Annotated in this window: 16 protein-coding genes; 10 read left to right on the top strand and 6 right to left on the bottom strand. The window is 38.7% G+C overall.

Annotated elements, in window-relative coordinates; genetic code table 11:
* Positions 1–8 precede the first annotated feature (8 nt).
* Both priA and ACT6XC_RS01570 read right to left on the bottom strand, forming a co-directional pair.
* On the bottom strand, positions 9–2051 hold the full coding sequence (gene priA / locus ACT6XC_RS01575; protein WP_443740572.1) for a replication restart helicase PriA: 2043 nt from the start codon (positions 2049–2051) through the stop codon (positions 9–11).
* A 3-nt stretch (positions 2052–2054) separates the two neighbouring features.
* On the bottom strand, positions 2055–2849 hold the full coding sequence (locus tag ACT6XC_RS01570) for a uracil-DNA glycosylase (RefSeq protein ID WP_443740571.1): 795 nt from the start codon (positions 2847–2849) through the stop codon (positions 2055–2057).
* A 178-nt stretch (positions 2850–3027) separates the two neighbouring features.
* Here ACT6XC_RS01570 and ACT6XC_RS01565 point away from each other — a divergent pair, with 178 nt between their 5' ends.
* The 3 genes from ACT6XC_RS01565 (at position 3028) to ACT6XC_RS01555 (ending at position 7893) form a co-directional block, all read left to right on the top strand.
* Positions 3028–4254 (top strand): glycosyltransferase, encoded by a 1227-nt coding sequence (locus ACT6XC_RS01565; RefSeq protein ID WP_443740570.1) that lies wholly within the window; start codon positions 3028–3030, stop codon positions 4252–4254.
* A gap of 18 nt (positions 4255–4272) precedes the next feature.
* Positions 4273–5976 (top strand): hypothetical protein, encoded by a 1704-nt coding sequence (locus ACT6XC_RS01560; RefSeq protein ID WP_443740569.1) that lies wholly within the window; start codon positions 4273–4275, stop codon positions 5974–5976.
* A 90-nt stretch (positions 5977–6066) separates the two neighbouring features.
* Positions 6067–7893, top strand: a complete 1827-nt coding sequence (locus tag ACT6XC_RS01555) for a hypothetical protein (protein WP_443740568.1) — start codon at positions 6067–6069, stop codon at positions 7891–7893.
* Between the two features lie 113 nt (positions 7894–8006).
* Here ACT6XC_RS01555 and thiI read toward each other — a convergent pair whose 3' ends face one another.
* Positions 8007–9251, bottom strand: coding sequence for a tRNA uracil 4-sulfurtransferase ThiI (gene thiI, locus ACT6XC_RS01550; protein ID WP_443740567.1), 1245 nt, complete (start codon positions 9249–9251; stop codon positions 8007–8009).
* Between the two features lie 243 nt (positions 9252–9494).
* Here thiI and ACT6XC_RS01545 point away from each other — a divergent pair, with 243 nt between their 5' ends.
* The 7 genes from ACT6XC_RS01545 (at position 9495) to ACT6XC_RS01515 (ending at position 19154) form a co-directional block, all read left to right on the top strand.
* A complete protein-coding gene (locus tag ACT6XC_RS01545) occupies positions 9495–9881 on the top strand; it encodes a C-GCAxxG-C-C family protein (protein ID WP_443740566.1) in 387 nt (128 codons plus the stop codon).
* 131 nt (positions 9882–10012) lie between these two features.
* Complete coding sequence (locus ACT6XC_RS01540) at positions 10013–11992, top strand: AMP-dependent synthetase/ligase (RefSeq protein ID WP_443740565.1); 1980 nt, start codon at positions 10013–10015, stop codon at positions 11990–11992.
* A gap of 239 nt (positions 11993–12231) precedes the next feature.
* The gene (locus tag ACT6XC_RS01535) at positions 12232–13287 is read left to right on the top strand and encodes a hypothetical protein (protein ID WP_443740564.1); all 1056 of its coding nucleotides are present in this window, start codon (positions 12232–12234) and stop codon (positions 13285–13287) included.
* Positions 13288–13353: 66 nt separating this feature from the next.
* A complete protein-coding gene (gene ileS / locus ACT6XC_RS01530; protein ID WP_443740563.1) occupies positions 13354–16572 on the top strand; it encodes an isoleucine--tRNA ligase in 3219 nt (1072 codons plus the stop codon).
* Positions 16559–17458 carry a lipoprotein gene (locus ACT6XC_RS01525; protein WP_443740562.1) on the top strand — a complete coding sequence of 300 codons (900 nt, stop codon included), beginning with the start codon at positions 16559–16561 and terminating at the stop codon, positions 17456–17458. Before ileS ends, ACT6XC_RS01525 begins: the two co-directional genes overlap by 14 nt.
* A gap of 15 nt (positions 17459–17473) precedes the next feature.
* The gene (locus ACT6XC_RS01520; protein WP_443740561.1) at positions 17474–18511 is read left to right on the top strand and encodes a uracil phosphoribosyltransferase; all 1038 of its coding nucleotides are present in this window, start codon (positions 17474–17476) and stop codon (positions 18509–18511) included.
* A complete protein-coding gene (locus tag ACT6XC_RS01515) occupies positions 18444–19154 on the top strand; it encodes a tetratricopeptide repeat protein (RefSeq protein ID WP_443740560.1) in 711 nt (236 codons plus the stop codon). The genes ACT6XC_RS01520 and ACT6XC_RS01515 overlap by 68 nt, the downstream gene beginning before the upstream one ends.
* A 16-nt stretch (positions 19155–19170) precedes the next feature.
* Here the strand turns inward: ACT6XC_RS01515 and ACT6XC_RS01510 are convergent, their stop codons facing one another.
* From ACT6XC_RS01510 to ACT6XC_RS01500, 3 genes are read right to left on the bottom strand one after another with little or no spacing between them, the layout of a single operon-like run.
* The gene (locus ACT6XC_RS01510; RefSeq protein WP_443740559.1) at positions 19171–20367 is read right to left on the bottom strand and encodes a hypothetical protein; all 1197 of its coding nucleotides are present in this window, start codon (positions 20365–20367) and stop codon (positions 19171–19173) included.
* 2 nt (positions 20368–20369) lie between these two features.
* A complete protein-coding gene (locus ACT6XC_RS01505; RefSeq protein WP_443740558.1) occupies positions 20370–21824 on the bottom strand; it encodes a motility associated factor glycosyltransferase family protein in 1455 nt (484 codons plus the stop codon).
* The gene (locus tag ACT6XC_RS01500) at positions 21817–23328 is read right to left on the bottom strand and encodes a 6-hydroxymethylpterin diphosphokinase MptE-like protein (protein ID WP_443740557.1); all 1512 of its coding nucleotides are present in this window, start codon (positions 23326–23328) and stop codon (positions 21817–21819) included. Before ACT6XC_RS01500 ends, ACT6XC_RS01505 begins: the two co-directional genes overlap by 8 nt.
* Positions 23329–23333 lie beyond the last annotated feature (5 nt).

Below are 23333 nucleotides of genomic sequence, written 5' to 3'. Positions count from 1 at the left end.
CCCAAAAATTAAAGAAGATTTACAGGATCAACGTCGGTTTCGATATAGACGTCTGTGGGGCGCGAATAGTTATAAAAAAGGTTTGAGGCTGTTTTTTGAAGAATTGTTATGTCCTGTCCTTTTAAGATAAGTTGCCAGCGGAAACTTCCTGAGATTTTTGAAAGCGGACATTCGGCTGGACCGAGAATTTCTGTAGAAGCGACCTTGTTTTTTTGTTCCTGAGTAAAATTAGGCGAGATTTTCTGGTCGTAAAGGGCGTAAAGTTCGTTTCTGAGAATTGATGACGCTCCTTCTGCGGCTTCGACTGCCTGTTTTTCTGTCGGCGCTCTGAAAACCAGACGGACAAGGCGACAAAAAGGCGGAAAATTGAGCATCCGGCGGTTATTTATTTCCATTTCGTAGAACTTTTGCGTTTGATTGTTTACCGAAAAGAGAATCGGCTCGCGTTCTGGCGAATATGTCTGTACAATGACTTTGCCATCTGGAAAAAATCTTCCTGCCCGGCCGGCAACCTGCGTTATGAGTGAAAACGTGCGCTCTGCTGAGCGGAAATCCGGCAGATGAAGGGCTGTGTCTGCAAGAATTACTCCGACCAGTTTTAAGTTTGGAAAGTTGAGTCCTTTTGCGACCATCTGGGTTCCGAGCATAATGTCGTATTCGTTGTTTTTAAAGGCGTTGATTTTTTCCTGCAACTCGCCTTTTCTTGTAAGGTTATCTGTGTCTAAGCGTACGATTCTTGCATTCGGAAATTTTGCCTTTACTTCGGATTCGATAAATTCAGTTCCAAAGCCCGAATAGCCTGCATCAAGAGAGCCACATTGCGGACACTGTTGTGGTGGTGTTGTGTTCCAGCCGCAGTAATGGCAACGAAGACGGTTTTCTGTCTTGTGGTAGGTAAGGCTTACAGAGCAGTTTTTGCATTTTAATTCAAATCCGCAGGAGCGGCAGCGGTAAAAGTGGGTGAATCCGCGGCGGTTTAAAAATAGAATTGTCTGTTTTTTTTCTGCAAGGGTCTGGTTTATTTCGTGCTCAAGCTCGCGGGAAATGCAGAGTGTGTCGGCGGGTTCGTTTTTTAGGTCGACTGTTTTGATTTGAGGCATTTTTCCGCCAGCGAGGCGTTTTGAGAGTGTGTGTCTAGCGATTGTCTTTGTATTCATAAGATACCAGGCTTCAACGCTAGGTGTCGCAGAACCCATTACAAGAGGAATTTTCTGTTTTTTGCAACGGTACATTGCAACCTGTCTTGCATGGTAGCGCGGAGTTGAGCCAGATTTGTAAGAGCCGTCGTGCTCTTCGTCGATTATTATAAGGCCGAGGTCTGGAACTGGAGCAAAGACTGCGCTTCGTGCACCGATTACGACCCGTGCTTCTTGTTTTAATATTCTGTGGTATTCACTTAATTTTTGGCTTGGAGTTAGACCAGAATGAAGAACAGCCACCGTCTGACCAAATCTTTTTACGACAGCTTCGATAACTTGCTGTGTAAGGCCGATTTCCGGTACAAGGTAGATTACGCCTTTTTTTTGGTCAAGGATTTTTTGTGCGCATTGAAGAAAAACTTCCGTCTTGCCAGTGCCTGTCGGCCCGTAAAGATAGTGAAGGTTTGTCTTTGTTTCTGACAAAAGAATTTCTTTTACGACTTTTTCCTGTTCTTCGCTCAAAACAACTGGTTTTTCCGAAGAAATTTCATCTACGAACGAAAATCCGCCGGCATCGGTTTCGCGTTTTGCAGAAGGCAGCATGGCGCTTACTGCTTCACCGATTGCGCAGATGTAATATTTTGAAACCCAGAATGCAAGTTCAATCAATTCTGGAGTTAAAAGTGGCTTTTCGTCAATAATTTTTGTAATTGGACGAATTTTTGATTCTTCGATTGGAAAATCTGGCGGAAGATTTTCCAATTCGCCTACGACGCAGCCTTTTGTTTTTCGTGCTCCGAATTTTATTTCAACCCTGCATCCGATTCTCGAAATTTCGGAAGGTTCTATGTTGAGGTAAGTGAATGTCTGGTTTAAGGGAACGTTTAGCGCAACCTGAAGATATTTTGCCATTTTTTATTGTTTTACGTATGGAATATATTGGCTTTCGTAGCCTGGGTTTAATTCAAGCAGTTTTGTCTTAAAAAACTTCAAGTCTTCCCAGGCAAGTCTTTTAAGTGAAATGTCTCTCAAAAGCGCGCTTGGATGGTAAGTTACGCCGACGGGAATATTTTGATATTCAAAAAACTGTCCGCGAAGTTTTGTAACTCCAAATTCGGTCTTTAAAAGGTTTTTTGCAGCAACTGTTCCTACGCAGAGAATTGCCTTTGGTTTTAAAAGCGCAATCTGCGCCTGCAAAAAAGAAGAACACGCATCTGCTTCTTCAGGGTAAGGATTTCGATTTTGAGGCGGACGACACTTTACGATATTTGCAATGTAAACGTTTGAAATTCGGCTCAAATTGATTGCGGCAAGCATTTTGTCTAAAAGTTGTCCAGCTGGTCCTACAAATGGAAGCCCCTGCATATCTTCTTCAAAACCAGGTCCTTCGCCGATTACAAGAACAAATGGAGAAGAAACTCCCGTTCCCGGAACTGTGTTGTGGCGGTTTTTTGCAAGCGGACAACGTGTACACTGCGCGATTTTTTCGATTACGTTTTGCATTGACTGTGGCAAAATCTGATTTAAGTTTTTTGTATTTTCTTGAGGCTGTTTTTTTTCCTGAGACTGCTGTTTTTCCTGAGGCTGAATTTTTTCATCATCCTTAAATAACGGAGCATTTTCGTTAAAACTGCTGGATTTGTAGCCCAAAATGGAATCTGCTGCGGTTTTTAAAAGCGAATAAATCTGCTGTTTTTGTTCTGAAGTCATATAAATAAGTTTATAGAATTCTCTGGAAAAATTCATCCTAAAAACATTAAATCTGCGGTTTTAAAAATATTTGAAAAAATTGTAAAGAGAGTTGGCTTTATTTCATTTCTGGCACAAAAAACAGTTCGTCATCTGTCATCTTGAAGTTGACGTTTTAATTGAGTAAAATATAAATTCTATGAAAATAGCAATGTTTACAGACGCCTATTTTCCGAGAATCAATGGTGTTTCTGTTTCTGTCAAATCTTTTGCCACTGAGCTTTCAAGAATCGGGCACGAAGTTTGCGTTGTCTGCCTTGAATATTCTCAGGAACAGCAGAGAAGCTCTTTTTTTAACGAAAAAGAAAGCGATGCAACTGCGCCTTTTAAAATCCTCCGTATTCCTTCAACCTCAGTTGTTTTTTCGAAGGAAGACCGCATTGTGCGTCTGAATACCTGGCACTACCTTAAAAAATCTCTTGATAAATTCAAACCAGACGTAGTTCACCTGAATTCTGAATGGACTATCGGCTATTTGGGTTCTATTTACGCGCGTCACCGGAAACTTCCCTGTGTTTTTACCTTTCATACGATGTGGGAAGATTATCTTTCAAATTACGTTAATTTTTTGCCAGATATAAGTCTTCGCAAAATCGGTGCAGGAATCGTAAAATATTATCTTAGGCGCGCTGACGAAATAATTGCTCCAACTCAAAGAATTGCTTCTGTCGTTTCAAGATACGGAATTGATAAGATGCCTGATATTCTTCCGACAGGAATTCCCGAAGAAAAATTAAAGTATTCTATAAAACGAGGAATGGCGGTTCGTTCCAGACTTTATTCAAAATGTCCTGGAATAAAAGGCAAGAAAATCCTTCTTTTTGTCGGCCGCATTGTAAAAGAAAAAAATTGTGCTTTTCTTCTCGATGTTCTGCGTGAAATTCAAAAAAAGAATAAAAAGACTGCTGTTTTGTTTGTTGGAAACGGTCCTTATCTTGAAGAACTCAAGGAGTTGGCAGAAAATCAAAATTTGACGGATTCAGTTTTTTTTACAGGTTACATTCCCGGTGAAGACCTGATATATTTTTACAGAATGGCAAGTGTCTTTACCTTCCCGAGCAAAACAGAAACCCAGGGACTTGTTACTGTAGAAGCCATGCTGAGCGGTCTTCCTGTTGTTGCAATCGGAGAATTGGGAACTGTTGACGTAATGCAGGGCGATAATGGCGGATTTATGGTAAAAGACGATGTGAATGAATTTGCCCAAAAAGTCCAGCTTCTTCTCGAAGACCAGAATCTCAGAAAAGAAAAATCGCTCGAAGCTAAATCTTGGGGGGCTAAATGGAAAATTTCTTCCTTGACGCCAAAACTTGTCGAATGTTACGAAAAGGCTCGTGCTGTAAAATTTCAGAAAAAAACGGATTAAAAAATGAATAAAAATGTTATGAAAAAATTATTTTCAACTGTTCTTTTTTGCGGAATTTCGTTTTTTACTTTTGCCCGCGGAGATCAGGAACTAGTGGAAGCCGGACACTGGATTTACGACTCAATCGAAAACCTGTGCATGGAAAGCGGAATTGTAAATTTTGCAGATTCTGAGCCAGCTTCAATTTCTGAGTTAAAACTTTATTTGCAGGAAATTGATTTTTTTAAGCTGAGCGAAGCCGGCCGTGAAGAACTCAAAAAAATTCAAAACTATTTTGAATATGAGCAGATCGGCTTAAAATCCGATCTTATAAACTTTGGAATCGAGCCTTCTTTTAACCTTTCCATTTTTTCTAAGACGAATGACGATATTGACTGGGTTTATGACCGATATGAGCGCAAGCCATTCATTTTTGTTCCTTTAGAATTTACCGTTTCGGACTTTGTCACAATGAAGATGGATATTCTTCTTGGAATGAATAAAAACAATGCGGTAAAAAATGACGTATACTCAAATGTTCCTTTTTCGGCGGATGCAATCGACATCAATTTTCCTGACACTGCATATTTTTCGATCGGACACAGATTGACACAAAAGACAGGAGTTTCTTTTCAGATTGGAAAAGGAGCCAGAAATATCGGAAAAACGCTTACGGGTTCAATGATTTGGTCTGAATATCTTACTGGAGCTTCTTATGCTCAACTTTCGATTTATTCTCCAGACATAAAATATACAGGAATTGTAAGCCAGTTTAACGTTGACCGCTATATGTACGCGCATCAGTTTGATATAAGGCTTTTTAAGAAACTGACAATTACAGCGCTTGAAGGCATTTTTGTAAATGCTCCTGTTGAACTGCGCTACTTAAATCCTTTTACGATTTTTCATGGAATGGCGCCGTGGCGTGAATATCCCGATGAAGGCGATAAGTCGTCTTATGACAGGGAAAGCCATACCGGCGCATATCTTGGCATAAAGTTTCAGTTTACTCCTGTTTCAAATTTAAAGTTCTACGGACTTTTTGCCATGACACAGTTTCAGACTTCTTACGAAACTTCAAATTATCCAGACGACACGACGCCGAACGCAATGGGCGGCCAACTTGGAGGAAGGTATACACTGCCTGTTTCAAAAGGACGTTTTACGTTTGCTCTTGAGGGAAGTTATGCCCAGCCGTATCTTTACATAAAGGAAAGTCCGAACTGGTCCTTGGTTCGCACATACGCTGAAAACATGGGAAACAAAAAATATCCGTTCTACGAATGGATTGGTTCTCCTTTTGGTCCTGACACAATCAGCGGAGAGCTTAATATGGGATACGAAGTTCCTGAAAAATGGGCTTTGAACTTTATCTATCTTTTTATGGCAAGAGGCGAAATGTCTGGAACAACTGTATTTGACAAAATGGTAAATGAGGGAAAATACTTGTGGGGCGGAGTTCATACAAATGATGATTATCCTAACGGCTGGTGTTATCCTGGAAGTAGTGGGAATAGTTTAGTTTTTCCGTCATTAACTGCAAAAGAACTTCAGTCGCTTGTAACTCCGACCGGAACTCCTGAGTTTGTAAACAGAATTTCAGTCCGCGGAACGTACAATTTTTCGTCAAAAATCGAATGTGTCTTGCAGCCTTCCTTTGTGTTTATATTCAACAAGGGACACGAAGAAGGAAAAAAAGCCGCTGGACTTGAAGTTGCCGGAGCGTGTTCGATTAAATTATAAATTGTTTTAAGTTAGAGATGTTTATTTAAGGAATTCTTGAAAATAAAAAACTGGAATGTCCTGATATAATTTTCCAAAACGAGGATTTTTATGAAAAAAGTTTTGCTTTCTGCAGTTTTACTTGCAGGTTTGTTCTGTTCATTTGCTCAGGTAAGTGTAGATCCGACGGACAGATTTTATTCTCAAGCTCAGGGCTGGGAATTAAAAGGCTATATTTCGGCTCTTCCGCAGATTCGTCCTTATCCTTCAAACCTTATAAAATCTATTCTCGAAGAAGTTATAGACAAGGGCGACAAACATGACCGCGAATTTGCGCTTTATGAATATGAAAGAATTTTCGGAAAATCTTTGAATCTTTATGCTACTGGCGAGGGAGAATACAAGGCTTCACAAAACTTGACGGAAGAAACCGACAAAGGTACAAAAAACGTAAAGGGCGAAGGCGGAATTGCCGGAGAAATAGTTTTTAATCCGTACATTTCTGTTGGCTACGACCTTGGAATGTATGCGGAAGTTACAGATTACGAAGATATTGCTCCTCTTTACAAAAACAAGGCTCCAGATTCAGTGTTTGACTCTTCAAGCATTGGTCCGATTGCTCTTTACCTTGACTGGAATACAAACGTTGCTGTTGGCACAAATGAATACTATGCAATTGCCGGACTTAGCAAAACAGGCTACGGTTCATTTTTGAACGACGGACTTGCCCTTAACGATACTTCTTTTCATTCTGCAAACCTTATTATGAACGTAACTAGAAAAAAGTGGAGTTATTCTTCTGTTTTTGAAATTATTGGTGCAACGACGAACAATCCTTATAAATACAGCGACCACAGCGACGGAAAATACCTTTCGTTTCATTCTATAAATTACCGCTTTAACGATTTTATCAATATTTCATATTACGAAAACATTGTTTTTGGTCCGAATATGAACCTTTCGTATCTTTTTCCTGTTCCGTACATGCCGATTCAGAATATTGGAGGCGCAAATGACAATTTGCAAATGGGACTTGTGCTCAATATAAAACCAGCAAACGGACTTTTGTGGGCGACAGATATTTTTGTTGATGATATTGAAGTGAACGACATTGTAAAACTTAATTTTGACACAAAAATTCGCGTGGCAGGACAGACAGGTCTTGTTTTTGCTCCGTCAAACACATCTTGCAAAAAAATTGGACTTAATTATCAAATTGTTTTGCCTTATGTTTATGCACACTGGGAATACGGAAGCGACGATTCTGGAGAAATTTCCGGGGCTACTGCAAACCGCCAGAATTATACGAACGCAGGAGTGAATATTGGTTCTGTGCTTGATCCTAACTCTGACAAAGTTTCGTTTTATGCAGAATTTTCTCCAAAGCCGTTTATGAGATTTGGTTTTTCAACGAATTTTATCCGTCATGCAAATTCGGCAGAAGCCTTTGACGAGGACGAAGCGGCGGAATATGTTCTTGCAAAAGAGGGCCAGTATGCGACAGACGGCTCTGCTTACATGCATCAGATGTTTTCTGACCCGGACGGAACTTCTGGAACGCACGTCGATCAAGCCTGGGAAAATCTCGGCTTTATGACTTCTGACCACAAAATGGCTGTAATGCAGGCTGGACTTACCGCCGAAATTGACCTTCCAAAGACAAGAGGCGGACAGTTTACTTTCCTTGCAGGCTACACCTTTGAATATGTAAAAAATGCCGGGGTCAACAAAAATATTTATGAGGGCCTTGGATTTGAGACTTGTAAAGATAATGTAGGTAAAGAATATTATAAATTTAATAGAAAAGAGCAACTTACAAAAGACCAGCTTTATGCAGAAGCTAAGGAAGAAGCCGCTAGGCAAAAGAGAGAATGGATTGAAAATTTAACCGACAGGGTAAATCACTATTTTAGGCTAGGTTTTAGATATACGTATTAGAACCGGGGCGTTGCGGGGTGTCCCCGCAGAGAGGGGAGCGGCTTACGAAGTTTGCCGCGAGGGGAGAGACTTCTCCCCTTATAAAACTTAAAAAGTTGGATTTTTGAGGAAAGTTATTTTTCCCTTGGAATCAAAACGGCGTGGTCTTTTGAGAGTTTTTCTGTATTTTCTTTTGTTCCCCAGTTTTGGGCAACAAATCCTGTAGCTTCAAATCTCATAAGTTCCCTGTTGTTGAACGCTTCTTCGATAAGAGAGTCGACTTCGAGGCTTTTAAAAATTTCCTGGGCTTCGTTAAGCGGAGCGCGCAGAACTGGATGTTTTGGACTAAAAAGCACGCAGCAGTCTTCGTAAGGCAGGATTGAAGTTTCGTAAGTGCCGATTTCTCTTGCTGTTGCAATGATTTCTTCTTTGTCCAGACCCACGAGAGGCCTTAAAAGCGGAAGTCCGCAGGCAGATTCTGTCACAGCCATATTTTCGACCGTCTGGCTTGCAACTTGACCGAGGCTTTCGCCGGTGATAAGGCAGTCAGCGCCGATTCTTTTTGCGAGCATAGTTGCAACTTTCATCATGCACATGCGGAGCATAAGAGTTGTATAATTTTCCGGAGATTTTTTCTTAATCTGCATTTGAACCTGCGTAAAAGGAATTGTGTTTAAGTGCAGCCTTATTCCATAGCCGCTTACAATTTCTGCAAGTTTTTCGACTTTTTTCTGTGCTTCTTCGGAAGTGTAAGGATATGAGTGAAAATAAACGCATTCAACCGTCATTCCACGGCGAATCATTCTGTAACCAGCAACTGGACTGTCAAGCCCGCCGCTCAAAAGTAAAAGTCCTTTTCCCGAACAGCCGACAGGAAGTCCGCGGCAGCCTTTTTTTGAATCCGAATAAACGTAAACTTTGTCACGCACTTCCACGGTAAAAATAACGTCTGGCGAATGTACATCTACGTCAAGAAGTTTTTGTTCGTAGACTAGATTTCCAGCTTCACGCATAATTCCGTAACTGTCAAGTTCAAAACTTTTGTCGCTTCTTTTTGCTTCGATTTTAAAAGTTTTAGCACCGCGTTTTTTTTCTGATTCTGCAAGTTCCAGAACTTTTTTTTGAATTGATTCAAGGTTTTTGTCGCAGACTTCGGCCTTCGCCCAGCCTGTAATTCCTGTCAAATGGTTGAGCGTAAATTCAACGGCAGGACAGGCGCTTTCATCACATTCTATATAAAGTCTGCCAAAATTCAAGTGAACTTTTGCTTCTACCGACAGAAGATAAGATTTTGCGTTTTGAACCAAAAGCTTTTCAAATGATTTTAAATTGGAGCCTTTTAAAGTAAGCTCGCCAAGTTTTCCCAAATATGTAACCATAAAAACCAATATAACAGAAAAAAAAATCTTGTTCCATTAAAAATTGTTTCAGTAAGGTTTTGAAGTTTTTTTTTCAATTTTTATATCCGATTTTCAAGCCTTGTGAAATCTTTTTTGTGTGATGTATTTTTTTGAATTTTGTGCTATTATTCCGCAGTTACAGTTTGCTCAAGCGAAGCTTTTACAAATTGTGATTTTCGCCATCCGCACTCACCGCTAACGCGAAGTTTTATAGGAGACATAATGAATTTAGAAGAACGCGCTCAAAAAGCGGCCGAATTAAAGGCGACGGGACAATGCAACTGCACTCAGTCTGTACTGAAAGTCTTTGAAGACAGGCTTCCGGTTTCTTCTGGCGATTTGATGAAAATCGGTGCTGGTTTTGCCGTTGGAATGGGTTGTATGGAAGCAACCTGTGGCGCCTTAATCGGAGCCGTAATGGTTGCAGGTTTTTTGACCGGAGGAAAAGGAACTCCAGTTGCCGCAAAAAAAATACTTTCGGACTTTAAGGAAAAATGCGGCGCAACTCTCTGCCATGAGCTAAAAGGCCTTTCAACAGGAAAAGTTCTTTGCGAATGTCCTGACTGCTGCAAAAACGCGGTTCTCTCGCTTAAAGAGCTTGTTGATTAAAAAAAAAGTGAATTACAAAAATGTGGACAAGGCATCAGTTTGAAAAAATCATCTGATGTCTTTTTTTGTTTTTATATGTCAAAACATTTTACTTGTCAAAATGACATATTTTGTGATAATGTCATATTATTATGATTGAAAAAATTTTCCCTGATACTACATTTGACAAAACACTCGGAAAAAACCTTCCGATTCTTCTTAGAGAAAAAACTAAAAAAAATCCGAACTTGACTTTGCAGGCCGTAAAGAATAAGAGCGGAGTTTTTGTTCGCTACAGTTATTCCCAGGTTTATCAGCACGTTCTGGAAATGGCGCACAGCCTTAAAAAACTCGGAATTAAACGTGGCGAGCATGTTGGACTTATGAGCGACAACCGCCGCGAATGGCTCATTGCCGACTATGCGCTTTTAACTCTCGGCGCAATCGACGTTCCTCGCGGCTGCGATTCAATGGGCGTTGAAATTCGCTTTATCCTGAATTTTACCGAATGTAAAGTGAGTTTTTTTGAAAATGGCAGACAGCTTGAAAAAGTTCTCGAAAAAGTCGAGGAAGTTCCTCTTTTAAAGACAGCGGTTCTTTTTGACTATCCGGATGAAAAGCTGGTCGAAAAGGCAAAATCTTTCGGAATTGAAGTCGTAAACTACCACTTTTTGGAAAGTTCTGGTGTGGAAATTACAAAAGAGGAATGGAAAGAGCTGGAAGATTCAATGGAAACTATTTCTCCAGACGATACGGCAACGATTATTTTTACTTCCGGCACGACAGGCGTTCCAAAAGGAGTTCAGCTTACTCACGACAATTTTATTGCACAGTGCGAAGTTGCGCATCACTGTCTTGGACTTATGCAGAGAGGCGACATGTGGCTTACTGTTCTTCCAATCTGGCACAGTTTTGAGCGCGCATTCTGCTATATGGTTGTTGCAATGGAAGGCGGATTTGCCTATTCAAAGCCGATTGTTTCCGTAATGCTCAGCGACATGGCTCTTATTCAGCCTCAATGGATGAATGCCGTTCCACGCCTTTGGGAGTCGGTTGCACAGGGACTTTTCCGCGAAATCAAAAAACAGAGCGGAATCCGTCAGTGGGAATTTAACACGGCGGTATTTATCGGCAAACAGTTTTACAAGGCAAAAGAACTTGTTTTTGGCTTAAGATGCCGCTATCACTGGTATCCGCGCTTTTTGGACACTTTGCTCGGAATTCTTCCGTATATTATCTTATGGATTCCTCGTTTTGCAGCCGAAAAACTTGTTTTTAAAAAATTGCGTGCAAAATTTGGCGGAAAAATGCGGGCTGCAATTTCTGGCGGAGGCGCGCTTCAGCCTTCTACCGAGAGTTTTTTTCATGCAATCGGATTTAAACTTATGGAAGGCTACGGCATGACAGAAACATCTCCAGTTCTTTCAGTTTGCAATTCAAAAAAGCCGCGATCAAACAATGTTGGTCAGATTTTTCCTAGCAACGAGGTCAAAATCGTAAAAGAAAAAAACGGACAGCCGGTTGATTCAAAACCCCTCAAACCAGGCAAACGCGGTCTTGTAATGGTAAAAGGCCGTCAGGTAATGAAAGGATACTACAAGCGTCCAGATTTGACAGAAAAAATCATCGACAAAGACGGCTGGCTCAACACTGGCGACCTCGGCATGATAAGTTGCGACAAGGAATTAAAAATTGTCGGCCGTGCAAAAGACACGATTGTCCTTCTCGGCGGCGAAAACATCGAACCTGTTGTAATCGAAAATGCAGTAAACGCTTCCCCTCTTGTTGAACGCTGCGTTGTCCTTGGACAGGATCAAAAATACATAGCTGCGCTTATTTGTCCAGACCAGGCAAATGTAATTGCTTACGCAGAGGAAAACTCAATTTTTTACGACAATTACGAGAATCTTCTCGAAACAAACGAAATTCAAAATGTTTTCCGCACCGAAATCGACATGCGCGTAAATGCAAAAACTGGTTTCCGCACCTGTGAACGCATTTTTAAGTTTGGACTTTTGCACCAGAGTTTTCAGCTCGGAAAAGAAATCAACGCAAAGCACGAACTTATGCGCCATTCAATTTCCGAAATCTACAAAAAAGAAATCAAAAAACTGTTTTCCGAAAAAAAATAAGCAAAACAGATTTTGTTTCAGGGCGTTCCCTTGCAAAACTAAAGTTTTGCAAGGGGCAGGCTATTCGCACTTCACCGTCTTCGCGGTTCATTCCTTCACTTCGTTTCGGAACTGCTCCGCAGGTGCTCCTATCCTTAACGCAAAAAAATCAGGCAAAATTTACACAAACCGTTCTGGCAAAAATCTTCCGGCATCAACTTCTTATAGAAAAATTCTTTTTTTTTATTTATAATTTTTATGTGAAGAAAGTTACTTTTCTTTTGTTTTTTTTTGTCGCTGTTTTTTCTTCTTATGGACGCGACTATTCTCATTTTTCAGAATATTCTTCGGAAGTTCCAGCCTTGCTTGAAGGCGTTTGGCAGGGGAGTGACAGACTTTTGCTTTTTTCTGGAAAAACTTCCTCTTTTGCTTGCGTACTTCGTGTCTTTTACCAGTGGTATGACGACCGTGCAGCAGAAAGCGGACAGTTTGCCCAAATTTCAAGCCGGGACAGAAACAATACGAGCGCAATTCATCCAGAAAACATCTCGATAGACTTTAAGACGATTTTTGAAAATTCTTCAAAAACGGCGGCTGCCTTCGAGTTAAGGATAAAATATCCTGCGCTAAAGGATTATGTTTATATTCCTCTTGCAGTCGTTGACGGAAAAATCTTCCTTAATTTTTTTATACGCGAAACCTTTTATGAAAATCCTGTTATTTCCAGTGAAATTTTTAATCAGGAAAATCCACTGTCAAAAAATAATTTTTCTGTTTTAGATACAGAAGTTTTTTTCTTAAAAGATTTTTCCGCTGCTTCTGGAATTACTATTTCACCTCCTGTTATAAAAAATGAACTTTTAAGCTATGTCGTGGACGGCAAGAATTTTTATCCTGTTCGTTACTGGCTTTCTCAAATGGAAGAATCCGAAGACCGTGCCGAACTTTTTGATGAAGAAAAAACCTTCAGCCTTCCAAAATTTATTCAGGCTGCTGGAAATCTTTACACCTGCACAACGGGACGAAGTTCAAAAATCCGCAATGTAAAAAAAATTGAAAATTTTCCAGTTAATTTTATTACCGATGACGACAAAAAAATTTACGCTTATGGAAAAGAATATCTTGTCTATGTTCCTGGAACTGGAAATTATGAACAGATTTTAAATATTGCCGAAAAAAACAATCAGCGCCGTCATCCGCCTTCAGCTCCGCCTTTTCCTGTCAAAGAGCCTGAATTCCGCTGGAAAGAGATTTCCGACATTGAAGTTTATGATGTGCGTACTTGGTCAAAACGGAACCTTGATATTCATAAATAATTGTATAAAATGCTAAAAATCATTATACTCAATAAATAAACTACAACAAAAAGAGGGCAGACGACTGTGTATACTCCAGTAAATCCAAAGCCAGATTTTCCTAAGCAGGAAGAAGAAGTTTTAAATTTTTGGGAAAAAAATGATATTTTTAAAAAATCGATCCGTCAGCGCGACAAAGCAGAAGAATTTGTTTTCTTTGACGGACCTCCGTTTGCAACAGGGCTGCCACATTTTGGACATTTTATTCCATCAACTATAAAAGATATAATTCCACGTTATCAGACTATGAAAGGCAAAAAGGTTGAACGCCGTTTTGGATGGGATTGCCATGGTCTTCCAGTAGAAAACCTTATTGAAAAAGAACTTGGAATCAACTCTAAGCACGAAATCGAAGCTTATGGAGTTGCCAATTTTAACGACAAATGTCGTGCTTCAGTTTTAAAATACACTTCAGAATGGCGCAAAACAATCACTAGAATGGGACGCTGGGTTGATTTTGACAACGACTACAAAACTATGAATCCTGATTACATGGAATCAATTTGGTGGGTTGCAAAATCTTTGTGGGACAAAGGTCTTATCTACGAAGGAAAATATATTCTTCCGTACTGTCCTCGCTGTGCGACTGTTCTTTCTACTCACGAACTTGCCCAGGGATATAAAGATGTAAAAGATACGGCAGTTACAGTTCGTTTTAAGATTACCAAAGCTCCTGAAGCAATTACTGACAAAGATTTGGAAAACGGCAGAACATATTTTATTGCCTGGACAACAACTCCATGGACTTTGCCTTCAAACCTTGGTCTTTGTATGGGCCCGGAAATCGACTATGTAAAGATTCTCGACAAAGAATCTGGAGATTTCTATATTTTTGCAGAAGCAAGACTTGCTTCTTATTACAAAAATCCTGAAGATTATGAAATCATCTATAGACGCAAAGGCAAGGACTTTATCGGTGCGGAATATGAACCGCTTTTCCCTTATTTTGCAAATCTTTCAGATCCTGCTGAGTGCGAAAGAATTTCAGGACAAAAATGTTCTGAAGGCGCTTTCAGAATGTTCAATGCAGCCTATGTTTCTACGGAAGACGGTACAGGTATTGTTCATATTGCTCCTGCTTTTGGTGAAGACGATAATCTGGTATTTAGAGGAAGCGGAGTTCCGAACGTTGAGCCGATTGACGCAGAATGTAAATTTACTTCAGAAGTTTCTGACTATAAGGGAAGATTTGTAAAAGACTGCGACAAAGATATTTGCGACCGCTTAAAGGCAGAAAAAAAACTTGTAAAAAAAGAACAGTATGAGCACTCATATCCGCATTGCTGGAGATGTTCTTCGCCTCTTATTTACCGTGGAATTGGTTCTTGGTTTGTTAAAGTTGCAGACTATCATAAGGAACTTTTAAATTCAAACAGTCAGATAAAATGGCAGCCTGCGCACATAAAAGAAGGTCGCTTTGGAAAATGGCTTGCAGGCAGCCGTGACTGGGCTGTAAGTCGCAACCGTTACTGGGGAAATCCAATTCCAATCTGGAGATGTGATGATCCTGACTGTGGAAATAAAATCTGTGTAGGTTCAAGACAGGAACTTAAAGAACTTTCAGGAACCTATCCTGAAGATTTACACAAGCAGTTTGTAGATAAAATTACTTTTGAATGTCCAAAATGTAAAAAAGGCACGATGCGTCGTATTCCAGAAGTTTTTGACTGCTGGTTTGAATCAGGTTCTATGCCTTATGCCGAACAGCATTATCCGTTTGAAAACAAAGAGTATTTTGAAAAGCATTTTCCGGCAGACTTTATTTCAGAAGGTCTTGACCAGACGCGTGGTTGGTTCTATACACTTACGATTCTTGCAACCCACTTGTTCGGTCGTCCGGCATTTAAAAATTGTATTGTAAACGGCCTTGTGCTTGCAGAAGATGGACGCAAAATGTCTAAATCTCTGCGCAACTACACTGACCCTGTCGAAGCTATCAACAAATTTGGTGCCGATGCACTCCGTCTTTTCTTAACTCATTCTTCTGTAGTCCGGGCGGACGACCTTCGTTATTCTGACAATGGTGTTCGCGAAGTAATCAAAAACATCATAATTCCAATTTGGTCGGGATATAATTTCTTCATCAGTTACTCTAACGTAGAAAACTATAAGGCGACAGGCCATTATTTTGACGGCAAAACTCCTGCAAATCCAATGGACCGCTGGATTATTTCTGTTGCTCAGAAAATGGTAAAAGAAGTTACCGAAGCCTTGGACGATTATGACTTGAGTGCTGCAATCGATCCGATTGTTGACTTTATCGACGAAATCAATAACTGGTATATCCGCCGTTCAAGAAAGCGTTTTTCCCGCAACGAAGACCGCAACGACATGATTGAGGCTTTTGAAACACTTTATACTGCTTTCAGAACTTTCTGTCTTGTTGCTTCTCCTTTTATTCCGTTCCTTGCTGAAGAAATTTGGCAGAATTTAAAACTTGAAGGCGACAAAGAATCAGTTCATCTTATGGACTATCCTGTTTATAACGAAAAATTGCGTGACACAGCCCTTGAATTCAAGATGGCTACAGTACAGAAAGCTGTTTCTATGGGACGCTCTCTTCGCAACCAGTTCAATTTAAAAAACCGCCAGCCGCTTCTTTCTGCGGAACTTGTCACAAGAGATCCAGAAGAACGCAAGGTTCTTGAAAGCATGGTCGATGCAATTGCTGAAGAATTGAATGTTAAAAAAGTAAATTTCCACGAACGAGAAGATGAGCTTGTTCACTATTCTGCAAAGGCAAATTTCCGCGTGCTTGGAAAAGAACTTGGTTCAAAAATGAAGGTTGCAGCAGGAATTATCGCAACACTTAAAAATGAACAGATTTCTGATATTCTTTCTGGAAAAAATGTCGAAATTGACGTTGAAGGTCAGAAAGTTGAACTCAACACTGAAAAAATCATTGTTGAGCGCACCGAAAAAGAAGATTTGAAAGTTCTTAACGACGGAACGATTACAATCGGTCTTGAAACAAAGGTTACCGATGAACTCAAAAAAGAAGGCTATGTAAGAGATCTTATCCGCGGAATTCAGTCAATCCGAAAAGAGCAGGGACTGACAGTTCAGGACAAAATCAATCTTAAACTGAGTGGCGATTCTGAGTTAAAATCGGCTTACGAAATGTTCGCCTCATTGATTTCTACTTCAACACTTACAAACGAGCAGTCTTGGGTAGAAAAAATTGACAGTGCAAACGAAATCGAGGCAGACGATAAAATCTGGAGAATTTGCGTTGCAAAAGCGTAAAAATTTAAAGTGCTTTCAGAAATTTTTATTTTCTGTCTGCACTTTTTTTTCTGTATTTTTAATTTTCTCATGTAAATCTCTAGTTCAGTTGGAGCAGGTTGAGCCTTTAAAACTGGTTGATGGAGATTCGCCAGTTATTGTTTATATTCCTGTTTCCGCCAGCAAAACTTTTGTCGAATATGCGATGACCGATTTTTTTGATTTTTCGCAAAAAAATGTCCAGTCCATAGTTTCCAGAATGGAAAATATTGCCCTTGCTTTGGATTCTGACGAAAAAATTCAGATTGCAGTTGAAGGTTCTTTTCCGAAGGCTGGAATAAAAATGGCTTTTTCTGAAAAAAAAGGCTGGAATACGCAGATTATAAAGGGAACTAATTTTCCTTTTGCTGTTTTTTCTTCTGTTGCTGTTTCTTTTAAAGTTGCTTTTCCTGATTCAAAAACTTTTGTTGCTTCCGAAGATGTTTCAAAAATGCTTGCCCGATACGAAAACGAGCAGAATATTTTTGAATTTGGCGAAAACGGAAAAAAATCTCAAAATTCTCTTCCAGATGAAGTTTACGATTTTTTGACAGACAACAAAGCTTCTCAGATTCGTTTTTATTCACAAAATCCTGGAAACCTTTTCGGAAAAATTGTCGGAAAAACGATAAATCTTGGACTAAAAAGTCTTTCAGGTTCTTTAGAAGAGTCAAAGGCCGATAAAAAGTTTGCACTTGTCCTTAATCTTGAGCTTTCAAATCCGGCTATTGCAAAAGCTGCGGTTAAAATGCTAAAAGTTGTCTTGTTCCCGATTCCTGCAAAAATTGTGCAAAAAGGCTCTTCTCAGATTCAAATTTCAGATATTTCATTATCATATAGCCAGCTTGGAAAAATTTTAAGACAATAGTTTTTAGGAGGATTTATGAAAAGCAGCGAAAAAATTATTCTTAAGGCAGAAGACCTTGACGGCTACTTAAAGGGACAGGATTTTAAGGATATAAAACTTTTGGAAGATATGTACGGACAAACGCTTAAGTCTTTTGAGCCGCTCGATAAACAGAATGTAATTGACAGTTTTGACAAAATAGGACACGAGCTTCAGCGCATTTGTAGCGAACATCCGCGAATTAAGGTTTTTTCCTTTGAAACCGAATCTGGAAGCCATGCGGAGGCAAGTCGTGTAATTTCAAAACTGCGCGATATAAATACCGGGCACCAGGAATTTATCTATTACGTTCAGCGTGCATACGAAATGCTTTTTCGCCTTGCCTTCACTGACCATTCAGAAAATAATAAGGGGCATATTGTCGTAAAAACTCCAGTTACGTTTCCTGTTCAGAATTATGCGGTTCATAAAATTCCTGATATTGATAAAGAAATTGAAAATTCTGTAATGTGCGTAATGCTACGTGGCGCGCTTTTGCCAAGCATCATCATGTCAAAAGAAATCGAAGAATATTCCAGCCACAAATATGTGACTCCGTTTGCACTTTTTAAGATTAACCGTGACGATTCAAAAAACGAAGACAATATGGAATACATTCTCGACTTAAAAAAATCATTCTTTAATCTGGAAGATCTTGATGGAAAAGATTTGATTTTTGCCGATCCGATGAATGCAACAGGCGGTTCCCTTGTAACAGTCGTAAAATATCTTCAGCAAAATGGTGTAAAGCCAAAGTCAATCAAGTTTTTTAATGTAATTTCCGCATTAAAAGGAAGTCTTCGCGTAACGCGCGCCCTCGAAAACTGCACTTGCTATACTTTGTGGCTCGACCCAGTTTTAAACGAAAAAGCATATATTATGCCAGGACTTGGCGATGCTGGAGACCGTCTTAACGGTTGCGATAAAAAAGACAGTCCGCGCAATATTATTCGTCTGATTGCAGATTATGGTTCAAATATTTCGGAACTTTACCGCAATCAGCTTGCAAAAATTGAAGAAACTGTTCTTGACTAGAAAATTGAAAAAGTACAGTTTTTTTTCCGCAGTTTTACTTTTCCCGGCAATCTTTGCATTTTCTTCCTGCCAGAGCGAGTATTCGTTTCGGGTTCCGGGAGAAAGTGAAATTATCACGACGAATATTTCCTCAGAATATTTTGCAATTGCAGATGAATATTTAAATTTAAAAAATTATCAAAAGGCAATTCAGTATTATAAACTTGCCATGAAAAATAAATCGCTCAATGCAGCCGCTTATTACAAGCTTGCAAGAAGTTATGCCCTGGCAAAAGATTATGAATCTGCCGAAAAATGTTATACAAAGCTTCTTGCTGCCGATCCTGAAAATAAGGATTTGCAGATTTCTCTTGCATATATAAATGGAATGAGTGGAAAAACCGAAGAAGCAACGTGGCTTTATAAAGAATTGATAGAAAAATTTCCGAACGATTCTTCTCTTTTGGAAAATTATTTAACCTTGCTTTTGTTTTCGGAAAATCTCGAAGAATCAGAAAAACAGTATCAGATTCTGTCAGAAAAATTTCCTGACAATGCAAACCTTCAATCCCTTTCCGACAAGATTGAAAAACTTCGCGAAAAACTCCAGCCTAAAGAAGAAACAGAAAGTCCTGCCGACACTCCAAAAACTCCTAATCTTTAAGCAGAGTGATAAAAAATTATTTGTTTAAGATGTAGTCGTTGTATTTTTCTGGACTTGCCCTAAAAGCAATTATCGGAGAATCCGGCTCTGTCGCCGCATGTTTTTGAGCTTCTCTTGCTTCTGTCAAAAGCCTTTCGCTGCTTACCGTTCTTCCGTTTTTTGAAGAAAGTCCGATTGTTATTTTTTGTTCGGCATCTGTCGGTTTTTCAGAAAAATCTTCAAAAACCTCTTTTGCAACTGTCATTGCGTCATCAAGACTGGTGTTTTCCAAAAGAACTGTAAAAAGATTGCTTTCGTTTGAAAAAATAAGCGCATTCTGGGCAAAGTCCGAGTCAAAAATATTTTCTATTTTTTCTGATGAAATTTCGTTTTCGGAAGAATTAACTTTTATGATTAAAACTGCAAGGTCTGAACCGTTTTCTGCTGCTTTTACAAGGGCTTCTTCGCATTTTGCTTCAAGATTTTCAATGGGCTGTATTTTTTTGCAAGATTTTTCTTCTTCTGTGTCCGTTTTTTCAGAAAAAACTTCTTCGTCTGTGTCTTCTTTTTGAGAAAAATCCACAGTGTCAAAACCGTCAAAAAGCTGTTTTTTTTCTTCTTCGGTCAAAGTGTATTCATCATTCTGTTTCTCTGAAGAAATTTCATCTGCTTTATTTTGAGAAAAAATTGCTTTGTCAGAACTTTCTGTTTCGTCTTCAAAAGAAATTTCATCAATTCCGTCTTTTTCTGTTTTGGCAAAAATTAAAATCAAAATTGCAGCCAATGTTGCCGCAAAAATAACTATAAAGGCTGTCCTTGCGTGGTAAAAAAGTGAGGACTGAACTGTCGTATAAATTTCTGTGTTTATAAGAATTGAATTTCCGTTTTTTGTCGAAAAATTTTCTGTAAAAGACTTTGCGCCTGATTTTCTTGAAGAGTATGTGTCTTTTGACGGATACGAATAAATCAATTTTCCGTCAACAGAAAGATTTAATTTTTTGTAATTACTGAAATCTCCTGCGGCCCGAATAAAAGAATCTGAAAAATTATATGAATTGATCGGATATGAATTTGCAGCATTTTGAGTTTTTATAACTAAAGAATCGAAAATCTCTTCTGCCTGCAAAGGTCCGTTTTTTTTGTCTGAAACGATGCCTGCAATAAAATAAACTGTCGCAAAAACAAAAATAGCCGCAATGACTACAGAAATCAAGTTAAAAGTTCTTTTTTTCATACTCAATAAGTATATCGTAAGCAATCAGCACGTGCAAGTTTATAACTGTCTTGAATTGAATGAGTTTTTTCGTAAAAAGCCATAAGCGGAAGAAGCGGATAAAAAACTGGGTTCTTTAGTTTGTCGGTAAAATTCTCTGGAAGCGAGAGGAGTTTTTTCTTAAAAAAAGTGTTGAAAAGCTCAAAATCAAAGTCTTTGGTTTCGGCGGGAATTGATTTTCTGGGATTTTTTAAATAAGTTTCCAGAGAAAAACTATAACTTTCCATAACTTCTGTTGTAAATTTTTTTTCTCCAAGAGGAATAAGTTCGGTTCTGTACATTAAAGCGCAAAAAGATTCTTCCGCCGTAAAAAGCCGGTTTTGTTTTTTGTAAAAAATGTCATCGAGATAAGTTCCTTTTGCGTAAGGTTTTCCGTTTAAATATGCAAAATCTGCTCCAAAAAATTCAATTTTTTCAAAACCAAGAAAAAAAGCAAGGTCTGTGGCGGCGATAGTGACTGTTCCAGAACCAGAATTTAAATGAATAAAACTTGTTCCGTTAAAGCGTGAGGCAAGGGCTGAAAGCGGATGTCCAGATTCAAAAAAAAGAATTCTATTTTTTTGAACTGAAATTTTTTTTGCAGGAATTGAATTTGCGCAAAGGTCGAATGCAAAAACTGTCTTGTTTTTTTGTACCTGATGAAAAAAATGCGCATAGCTTATGTTTTGGCCGTCAATGCTTACAACAACGTCTGGAACGATTTTTGAGCGCAAAAGGCTTGAATATGCTGTATCTGTCGAAATTATAAAATACTTGTCAGGATTTTTTTTCAGTTTTTCAATTGTCGTATCGAGAGTCGGACCTGCCGCAATTATCGCTGCGGTTTTTTTATTGTTTTTTTTGAGATTTTCGATTGTTTGCGAGGTGTTTTTTTGTTCAGAAGCAGTTTTTAGGTTTTCAAAGATATTTTTATTCCAGATTTTTCCAAAGTGGCTCTGAACTGCAAAATCTGCTTTTACAGTTTTTATTGCTTTTTCGACGATGGTTTTTATAAGTGGCATTTTGTCTAAAAAGGCGTTCTCCCAGCCGCGTAAAAAACAAAAATTGAGGTTTCCGTAAATTGCAGGAAGATAATTTGATAAAATGTCTGTAAAAAGACTTTGTGGAGTTGAAAAAATAATCCTTTTGTCTTCCGAAAGTTTTTTGCAAAGCGGAATCTGCCTTAAAAACTCAAAATCTTCAGAAGCATTTTCTACGATGATAATTTTTCTGTCAAAGTTTTCATTTAAGAGTTTTTCTATATGCCAGCCTGAACACAAACCTGCAACTACAAAAAATTTTTCTTTTTTTTCAAATTGGGATGCAAAAATTTCAGCTTCGTGAACAGGATCGTATTTTGAACAGACGGAAATCTTATCTTTTACGGGAATTAAAACTCCGTTTTTTGAATTTTCGAGGGTTGTGTAAGAACTATTCATCAAAAAGTCTCCGGATTTTTTCTGCAAGGTCTGCTTTTTTTTGCTGGATTTTTAATTTTAGTCCATCTTTTTTTTCTTCGTCAAATTCTCGCGCTAAAAGTATTGATTCAAGCGGAAAAAGTTCTCCGTCAAAATCTCCGCTTTCAAGAATTTTCAAAAAGCGTGCTTCAAATTCTTTTTTTTCGGCCGATTTTTTTGTTTTGAAAAAAACTTCAGTTTTAGAATCAAAAACAGCATTTTTTTTGTCAAAAACAATTTCTTCCCATGACAAATCTTTTATTTGTCCGAGTTGTTCCGAAAAATTGTAATGATTTGAAAGCCTAAAAAGCCGTTCCCTAAAAATGTTCTCCTGATTTTTAAACCAGTTACGGTAGATTTCCAGCGACCCCCTTGAATTAAATCTCGAAGAAACCTGCCTTTTTTCTTTTGTTTCAAGCCGGAAATCTTTAGTTTGGGAGTTTTTTTCAAGCATATTTGGCTGAGTATGCTGAAATCCGTTGTTTTCTGCCAGATCTAATCCGCAAAAGTAAACATTTTTTTTGGTCAGGTTTAGCGCAAAAGCTGCCGCAGTTCCGCTTACAGTTCCGTTTCTTAAGACTGGCAAAAATTCAATTTTTGAATCAGTAAAAATTTTTTCTCCAATCGAAGATGGATAGGCGAGCGGAAGAATTTTTTGGTTTTGCAAAATATCTTTTGGACAGTTTGCTTCGTCTGTGAGCGCAAAAACTGTTTTTTTAAGGTTTTTTAAATCTTCACTGTTTAATTCAAGATGTTTTTTTGCCCAAAATCCACCGTCGGTGCTAATCACCAAATCTGGAAAAATTTTATTGTAGAGAAGAACCGAAAGTGAAGAAGAAACTGCAATCAAAAAGAAATTTTCGCGGTATTTTTTTATATTTTTTAGCGAGGAGCTCAAGGAAGGACCGGAAGCCGTTATTAAAATGTCTTTTTTTATTCTGCAAAGTGAATAAAAATCCTGTCCGAATTTGCAGAACGCCAGGGAATTTAAAAACCAGCGTTTTGCAAATTTTTCACGCGTATAAAGCACGTCCCTTGCCGTCAAAACTGCAATTTTAATTTCCTTCCAGGCCGAATTTGAAATTTCTGGAAAAATATTTTTGCTTCCCGGCCAGTCTAAAATCAGCGCAGAAAGAATTTTTTCTTCTCCAAGTGCAGAATAAAGTTTTTGGGCAAAATTTTCTGTCTGAAAAAAATAAAAAACTTTATCCCAAAGATTGTCCGTTTTGCAAAAAACATCTGTAAAGCGGATTGCAATCAGTTCGACAGAAGGAAAAATTTTTCTTAAAAAAGCAGTGCAAAAGGAGAGTGCTGGCTCCAAAATAATTACGCAGGACGGTTTAAAAGTGCATTTAATCGAATTGCAGAATGTCTGTGCTTCTTTTGAAGGATCGTAAGCAGAATGAAAATATTTTCCATTCAGTTTACAGGTTTGTTCGCCGTTTTTTGCAGTAAAAAAATCAAAATCCAAATTTTTTTCGTTCAATTTGA

The organism is Treponema berlinense (assembly GCF_052273165.1).
GTDB classification, from domain to species: domain Bacteria; phylum Spirochaetota; class Spirochaetia; order Treponematales; family Treponemataceae; genus Treponema_D; species Treponema_D berlinense_A.
The sequence above is the reverse complement of the archived record's forward strand: the minus strand, read 5'-3'. Positions and strand labels throughout refer to the sequence as shown.